The organism is Streptomyces sp. NPDC057543 (assembly GCF_042801895.1).
Lineage (GTDB): Bacteria > Actinomycetota > Actinomycetes > Streptomycetales > Streptomycetaceae > Streptomyces.
Genome location: NZ_JBHVFF010000364.1, coordinates 1 through 7151 on the forward strand (window position 1 = coordinate 1; position 7151 = coordinate 7151).

A 7151-nucleotide genomic window follows, 5' to 3' on the forward strand; every position below is an offset into this window, starting at 1 on the left:
GCTCCGCTCGTCCTCGGTGATCCGCTCGCGCCGCACGGCGCGAGCGGTCGCGGCTTCCAGGGCGGCGACGGCCTGACGGGCGGCCGCCTCGTTGACGTCGATACCGTTGACCTCGTGGCCGGCGCGGGCGAGGACCTCGGCGATGCCGGTGCCCATGGTGCCGAGGCCGACGACGGCGATGGTGCTGAGCGGGGTGTCCATCACGGGACTCCAGAGAATGAGTGACGACTGTGAGGAGCACGGCGTGCGCTGAAAGGGCGAACTGGCGCAACGCGTGCGGGAATTGCGTGTCGTGGTGCTCAGGGTCGGGGAACGCTGGGCGCGCCCGGACCGGGAAGGGGCGACGGACTCTGTCCCGAAGTCACGTCTCGCAAAGCTGCCGAACCGACAAGCACTCCGGATGGCTGCGTCACCAGGCCACCGGAGCCGGCGGGGATTGTGTCCCGCTCACATGAGCTTAACCGGTGGGTAACGAGCGCGCCAGCCCCGGGTTGCCGTGGGCCATGTCACATTCGCCCCGGCCCTCGATACGCAGAGTCCCCGTCGATACGCTGACGGTCATGGACGAGGAGTTCCGGTCACTGACGGACCGGCTGGCTGACGAGGCGGGGGAGTCGGCGGCGTTCCGCAGACTGCTCGCCACCGACGACGACGAGGAACTGGCCCGCGTCCTCGTGGAACGCGAACGCCCGCTCTGGGCAAGGGAGATCGCCGCGTTCCGACTCGGCTGCGCCGGTGACCGACGGGCCTTCGAGGCGTTGGTCCTGCTCCTCAACCACCGTGACCCCGAGCGCTGCGTCCGCGCCGCCCACGCCCTGCTGCGCCTCGGCGACCCCCGCACCCCGCGGGCAGCCGCCGCCCTGGCCACCAACACCCTGCGCACCGCGTACGCCCTGCATCCGGTACGGCTCCTCACCGCCCTGCGGGCCCCGGAGTCCGTGCCGACGCTGATGAGCACCCTGGAGCGGCTGCTGGCCCCCGGCGATCCGTACTGGCGGGTGGCGCTCGCCTGCGTGGAGGGGCTCGGGCAACTCGGGGACGAGCGGGCCCGCCCGCTCCTGGAGGCGGCGGTGCCGCACCCGCGACTGGGCGGCGCGGCGCGGGACGCGCTCAGCCGGCTGCGGGGGCCGGAGGCCTGAGAGCGCGTACGTAGCGCAACTCGGGCACGAGTGCGCCGTCCACCTCGAAGGTCTCCTCGGCGCCATCGGGGAAGAAACCGGCGCGCTCGTAGAAGCGGCGGGCCGGGGTGTTCTCCTTCAGGACCCACAGCGCCAGGTCCGGGAAACCGTCCGCGGCGGCGCGCGTGAGCATCTCCGTCATCAGGGCGCGGCCGGCCCCGGTCCCGATCTGCTCGGGCGCCACATAGATCGCGTACAGCTCGCCCCGCGCCGTCCGTCGGCCGTTCTCGCGGTACGGGCCATAGCAGGCCCAGCCGATCACCCCGAGGCCCCGCCGCTCGGCCACCACATTCACGACCGTGCTGCCCTCGGCGAAGAATCCGCGGCGCCGCCGCGCGTCCTCGGCGATGTCCATGGCGTCGAGATGCGACTGCGGCATCAGCCCGGCGTACGCGGCCTGCCAGCCGCGCACCCGGACCTTCGCGACCGCCTCGCAGTCGTCGACGGTCATGTCCCGCACGCGCACATCGGGCATGCGGGGCGGCGTCGTCCGTATCGTCATACGGGCCATCCTGACTCATGCGCCAGGATGGCCCGTACCTGTTTGCCCGGCCCTGGTTCGGCGGCCGTCAGCCGCGGAAACCGAGCAGGCCGTGCAGGATGCTGCCCCTGCTGCCGGCTTTCGCTCCCGAATCGACCGATTTCGCCGCCGCCCTGCCCGTCAGCGGAACCGGGTCGGGGGACTTCGCACAGACCGCGTCCGCGCCGGCGGGGCTGCCGCTGCCGCGCGGGACGGTGCCCTTGGCGAGATAGTCCGCCAGATAGGTGTCCAGGCAGTCGTTGCCGCTCAGCGTGATGCCGTGGTTTCCGCCGCCCTGCTCGACCACCAGGCTGGAGCCGCGTAGTTTGCGGTGCAATGCGACACCGCCTTCGTACGGCGTGGCCGCGTCCTCGGTGGCCTGGAAGAGGAGCGCCGGCGGCAGGTTGCTGTTGGAGACCCGTACCGGGTTCAGCGGCTCCACCGGCCAGTCGGCGCACGGGGCGTTGTACCAGGTGTTGTTCCAAGTGAAGAAGGGCGCCTTGGCCTGGACGTTCCAGCTGTCGTTGCGCCAGGTGTTCCATTCGCGGGGCCACTGGGCGTCGCGGCACTGCACGGCCGTGTAGACCGAGTACCCGTTGTCGCCCTTCGCGTCGACCGCGCCGAACTTCATGTACGCCTTCACGAGCGCGTCCTGGTCGTGGTCGTTCACATACGCCGCGAACGCGTTGGCCAGGTAGGGCCAGTAGCCGTTGTAGTAGCCGCCCGGCAGGAAGGTGTCCTCGACCTCGCTCCCCCCGACCATTCCGCCCGCGGGGTGTGCCTCGACGGCGTCACGCATCGCGTACCAGGCACGCTCGACCGCTGCGGGGTCGCTGCCGAGCCCGTACGTGCTGTCGTGCTTCGCCACCCAGGCGGCGAACGCCTTGTGACGGGCGTCGAAAGCGTAGTTCTGGCCGATGTTGTCGTCGTACCAGACGCCCTCCGGATCGACGTTCGAGTCGAGCACCAGGCGCCGCACCCGCTCCGGGAACAGCTTGGCGTACACCGCGCCGAGGTAGGTCCCGTAGGAGTACCCGAAGTAGTTGAGCTGCCCGGAACCGGTCGCCTGCCGGATCACATCGAGGTCCTTGGCGGCGCTGACCGTATCCATGTGGGGCAGCAGATCCGGATACTTCGCCCCGCATGCCTCCGCGAACGAGCGGGCCCGGTTCCGATTGGCATCCTCCACGGCGGGCGAGCCCGGCATCGAGTCGGGACGCAGCGGAGCGAAGTACTGCGGTACGCAGTCCATCGCGGGCTCGCTCTTCCCGACGCCGCGCGGGTCGAAGCCGATCACGTCGTACTGCGCGGCAATCGGCTTCGGCAGCGAGGACGCGACGAAGCCGGCCATTGAGAGGCCGCTGCCGCCGGGGCCGCCGGGGTTGACGAACAGCGGGCCCTGGAAGGTCTTCGAGGTGTGCGGGATCCGGGACAGGGCGAGGGTGATCCGCCGGCCGGACGGATCGTCATGATCGAGCGGTGTACTGACCGATGAGCACTGCAGCCTCGGGTACGACTCGGTGCCGCAGTCGGTCCATGTGAGCTGGTCCGCGGCGCGCGGCGTGCCGGTGTCGGCGGTCGCCGGGGGCGGAGCGGCGGTCACCAGACCGGCGACCGTCGCACCGATGGCGAACAGAATTCCTGGACGTTTCGTCATATGGCCTCCCGTGGTGGGGGAAACGCGGCTGCGCGGGGTGCAGCCCCCGCCGCATGCTCCCCGCATTCACGCCAGGAAGGACCTGTTCTGGTGAGAGTTGACCCATTTGCCCCCACCGGTTGCGCCGGACCCCGACTCGGAATACGTCACACCGCACTGTCGGAGCAGGGTCAGCCGGGTCGGCCCGGGGGCGTCGAGCGGTGACCGCTGCTTCTGGCGCAGGGGCGGCTCGCGGGCCGAGCCCTCGTGCGAGGAGCCGATGCCGAACTCGGTCGCCGGCTCGTGGACGTGCCGTGTGATGCGCCGCTGGTACCACTTGGGCGCACAGGCGCACGGAGGTCCCACTCCGGCGGACCGGGCGGAACCTCCGTCGAAGGTGCGCGTGGTCACCGCGTCGGTGGTGAAGAGCGCGCCGTTCCCGGCCGTGGCGGGGTTCTCGACCGGATTGTCCCAGCGTATGGGCGCCTCCTCGGTAGCATTGGAGTAGATAATGGAACGCTTGTTCCCTTGATCGTTTTCTCCCCTTCGTCCCGGCCCGGATTTTGAGCGGCGTGCCGGAGGTGATTGGCTCAGCACACCCCGAACAACCGAGTGCTGGAGGAACAGGCATGGCGCAGGTCGAGGCCACGACAGAGCGAGTCATCGCGGCGGACGCGGAGACGGTGTTCGACGCGCTGGCCGATTACGCGGAGACCCGGAGCAAGGTGCTGACCGGCCACTTCAGCGAGTACGAGGTGCGCGAGGGCGGTGACGGTGAGGGGACCCTCGTCCACTGGAAGCTCCAGGCCACCAGCAAGCGGGTGCGCGACTGCCTGCTGGAGGTCACCGAGCCCACCGACGGCCGGCTCGTGGAGAAGGACCGCAACTCCTCCATGGTCACCACCTGGACCGTCACCCCGGCCGGTGAGGGGAAGTCGAAGGCGGTCGTGTCGACCGTCTGGAACGGCGCCGGCGGCATCGGCGGATTCTTCGAGAAGACCTTTGCCCCCAAGGGACTTGGCCGGATCTACGACGAGCTGCTGCAGAACCTCGCCACCGAGGTCGAGAAGTAGCTCCACGCTCCGGTAGTTCCACGCTCCCTTGACCGGCCTCACCGGTTCGGGTGGTCTTCTCGGCTCGTCGGTTGTGCGCCGTAGTGGCTCTCACCGGGGGATAAGCCCCCCGAGTGCGCCGTCAGCGCCCCCCGTCGCGTTTGCCCTCGCTCGTCACCCGATGCGAGAAATGGGCGGCGCAGATGCGACGAGGGGAGCGGCACGTGGTGGGTGGGATCACTCTGTTGGAGGACGAGCCGAGCGGCACGGGGGCCGCCGAGGCGGCGACCACGCTGTCGATGCCGCAGCCCTCGCCGCTCCCCGCCGAGAAGGAGGCCGCCGCCGCTCCGTCCGCCGTGCCGGACACCAGCCCCCGCCACATCCGGCTGGTCTTCCTCGGACTGATGCTGACGCTGCTGCTCGCGGCGCTCGATCAGATGATCGTCGCCACCGCACTGCCGAAGATCGTCGGTGAGCTGCACGGCCTGGAGAAGATGTCCTGGGCCGTCACCGCATACCTCCTCGCCTCCACCATCGGACTGCCGATCTACGGAAAGCTCGGCGACCTCTTCGGCCGCAAGGGCGTCTTCCAGTTCGCGATCGTCGTCTTCGTCATCGGCTCCGCACTGGCCGGCTGGTCCCGCACCATGGACGAACTGATCGCCTTCCGTGCCGTCCAGGGCATCGGCGGCGGCGGACTCATGATCGGTGTCCAGGCGATCATCGCGGATGTCGTGCCACCCCGGGAACGCGGCCGGTTCATGGGGCTCATCGGCGCCGCCTTCGGCCTCGCCTCGGTCGCAGGCCCGCTGCTCGGCGGCTTCTTCACCGACCATGCCTCCTGGCGCTGGTGCTTCTACATCAATGTCCCGTTCGGTCTGATCACCCTCGCCGTCATCACTGTCGTCCTGAAACTCCCCCGGCCCACGGTCCGCCCCCGCCTCGACATCCTCGGCGCGGTGCTGCTCGCGGCCGCCTCCACCTGCCTGGTACTGCTGACCAGCTGGGGCGGTACGGAGTACGCCTGGGGATCGCGCACCATCCTGGGGCTCGGCGCCGGGGCCGTCGGAACGGCCCTGCTGTTCCTCGTCGTCGAGCACCGGGCAGCCGAACCGATCATTCCGCTGCGGCTGTTCCGTGACTCGATCTTCAATGTCACCGCACTCGTCGGCGCGGTCGTCGGGGTCGCGCTGTTCGGCGCCGCCAGCTATCTGCCGACGTTCCTGCAGATGGTCGACGGCGCCACGGCCACCGAGTCCGGGCTGCTGATGCTCCCGATGATGGGCGGCATCGTCGTCGCGTCCGTCGTCTCCGGCCAGCTGATCTCCCGTACCGGCCGCTACCGCGTCCATCCGATCCTCGGCGGCGCCGTCTCGGTGGTCGGCATGTGGCTGCTCTCCCGGCTCGAGACCGGTACGCCGCGCCTCGAATACAGCATCGCGCAGGCCGTGCTCGGCATCGGGATCGGCCTGATCATGCCGGTACTCGTGCTCGCCGTGCAGAACTCCGTACAGCCCGCCGATCTCGGCGCCGCCACCAGTGCCAACAACTACTTCCGGCAGATCGGCGGCAGCGTCGGCGCCGCCGTCTTCGGGACGCTCTTCGCCGGACGCCTCGCTGACGCGCTCGCGGTCCGTCTCCCGTCCGGCGCCGATCTGCCCGACCCCGAGTCGATCACCCCGCAGTTGGTCCATGCCATGGAGCCCGCGCTGCGCGACAGTTATATCCAGGCGTACGCCGACGCGATGCCGCGGATCTTCCTCTACCTCGTGCCGGTGCTCGCGCTCGGCCTGTTCTTCGCCTTCTTCCTCAAGGAGAAACCGCTGGTGTCCCACCACAGCCCCGAAACCGCCGCCGAGTCCGCACCGATCCCCGCCGCCCGCGCCACCGCCGCCGCTCCGCCGCCCGTGTACCTGTCGGGCGTGCCCGTGTGCGGCAGCGTCCAGCACCCCGACGGTACGAAGGTCCCGCGTGCCGCCCTCACCCTCATCGACGTCCAGGGACAGCAGGTCGGACGGGGTGCGAGCGGGGACGACGGGCGGTACGCGCTGAGCGTGCCCGGCGCCGGCAGTTACGTCCTCATCGCCGCGGCAGGTGGCCACCAGCCGCAGGCCGTCAGCGTCACCGTGGGCGAACGGCCCGTCGAACTCGACGTGGTGCTCGGTGGTGCCGGGCGGCTCGCCGGGACCGTCGTCACCGCCGACGGCATCCCGGTGCGCGATGCCGCCGTCACCCTCACCGATGTGCGCGGCGAAGTGGTCGCGTCCACCCGCAGCGGCCGCGAAGGCGGTTATGTGATCACGGAGTTGGTGGCCGGCGAATACACCTTGGCCGCCAGCGCCCCCGCCTTCCGGCCCGCCGCCCTGCCGGTGAGCGTGCAGGCTGCCAGGGAGACCCGGCAGGACATCGAACTCGCCGGTGGTGCGGTGCTGCGCGGCGTGGTACGGGCGAGCGGCGGCCGGCCCGTCGAGGACGCCCGGGTCACGCTCCTGGACGCGGCGGGCAATGTGGTCGACACCCTGACCACCGGGCCCGACGGCGCATTCCGGTTCGTCGACCTGTCCACCGGTGAGTACACGGTGATCGCGGCCGGGTATCCGCCGGTGGCCACCGTCCTCCAGGTCGCCGGTGGCGGACGGACCGAACGCGACCTCCAACTGGGACACGAGGACTGACTGTTCCACGGGACGGCGTCGTCCCAGCGCCCGGCGCCCGGCCGGGACCGCGCCGGAGGCGGGGTGCGCCGGGCGCACCACCCCCGGGGG

The 7151-nt window shown here is 70.5% G+C and carries 7 protein-coding genes; 3 read left to right on the plus strand and 4 right to left on the minus strand.

What is annotated here, in order from left to right:
- The coding region (locus ACFU8Q_RS37035; protein WP_384463216.1) for a 3-hydroxyacyl-CoA dehydrogenase NAD-binding domain-containing protein at nucleotides 1–201 on the minus strand (201 nt) is incomplete at its 3' end.
- Nucleotides 202–560: 359 nt separating this feature from the next.
- On the opposite strand from ACFU8Q_RS37035, the gene ACFU8Q_RS37040 reads away from it, so the two are divergent.
- On the plus strand, nucleotides 561–1139 hold the full coding sequence (locus tag ACFU8Q_RS37040; RefSeq protein ID WP_384463218.1) for an adenylosuccinate lyase: 579 nt from the start codon (nucleotides 561–563) through the stop codon (nucleotides 1137–1139).
- Here ACFU8Q_RS37040 and ACFU8Q_RS37045 read toward each other — a convergent pair.
- The 3 genes from ACFU8Q_RS37045 to ACFU8Q_RS37055 all read right to left on the minus strand — a co-directional run bounded on the left by ACFU8Q_RS37045 (nucleotide 1111) and on the right by ACFU8Q_RS37055 (nucleotide 3745).
- On the minus strand, nucleotides 1111–1680 hold the full coding sequence (locus ACFU8Q_RS37045) for a GNAT family N-acetyltransferase (RefSeq protein WP_384463221.1): 570 nt from the start codon (nucleotides 1678–1680) through the stop codon (nucleotides 1111–1113). The genes ACFU8Q_RS37040 and ACFU8Q_RS37045 overlap by 29 nt on opposite strands.
- A 67-nt stretch (nucleotides 1681–1747) precedes the next feature.
- On the minus strand, nucleotides 1748–3355 hold the full coding sequence (locus tag ACFU8Q_RS37050) for an alpha/beta hydrolase (RefSeq protein ID WP_384463224.1): 1608 nt from the start codon (nucleotides 3353–3355) through the stop codon (nucleotides 1748–1750).
- A gap of 66 nt (nucleotides 3356–3421) precedes the next feature.
- Nucleotides 3422–3745, minus strand: coding sequence for a hypothetical protein (locus tag ACFU8Q_RS37055; protein ID WP_384463225.1), 324 nt, complete (start codon nucleotides 3743–3745; stop codon nucleotides 3422–3424).
- A gap of 218 nt (nucleotides 3746–3963) precedes the next feature.
- On the opposite strand from ACFU8Q_RS37055, the gene ACFU8Q_RS37060 reads away from it, so the two are divergent.
- On the plus strand, nucleotides 3964–4407 hold the full coding sequence (locus ACFU8Q_RS37060; protein WP_384463227.1) for an SRPBCC family protein: 444 nt from the start codon (nucleotides 3964–3966) through the stop codon (nucleotides 4405–4407).
- 203 nt (nucleotides 4408–4610) lie between these two features.
- On the plus strand, nucleotides 4611–7061 hold the full coding sequence (locus ACFU8Q_RS37065; protein ID WP_384463230.1) for an MFS transporter: 2451 nt from the start codon (nucleotides 4611–4613) through the stop codon (nucleotides 7059–7061).
- Nucleotides 7062–7151: the final 90 nt, after the last annotated feature.

Bases quoted from the DNA above. Each gene is read 5' to 3' on its own strand.
- ACFU8Q_RS37060 (WP_384463227.1), top strand. From the start codon at position 3,964: ATGGCGCAGGTCGAGGCCACGACAGAGCGAGTCATCGCGGCGGACGCG.
- ACFU8Q_RS37040 (WP_384463218.1), top strand. From the start codon at position 561: ATGGACGAGGAGTTCCGGTCACTGACGGACCGGCTGGCTGACGAGGCG.
- ACFU8Q_RS37050 (WP_384463224.1), bottom strand. From the start codon at position 3,355: ATGACGAAACGTCCAGGAATTCTGTTCGCCATCGGTGCGACGGTCGCC.
- ACFU8Q_RS37045 (WP_384463221.1), bottom strand. From the start codon at position 1,680: ATGACGATACGGACGACGCCGCCCCGCATGCCCGATGTGCGCGTGCGG.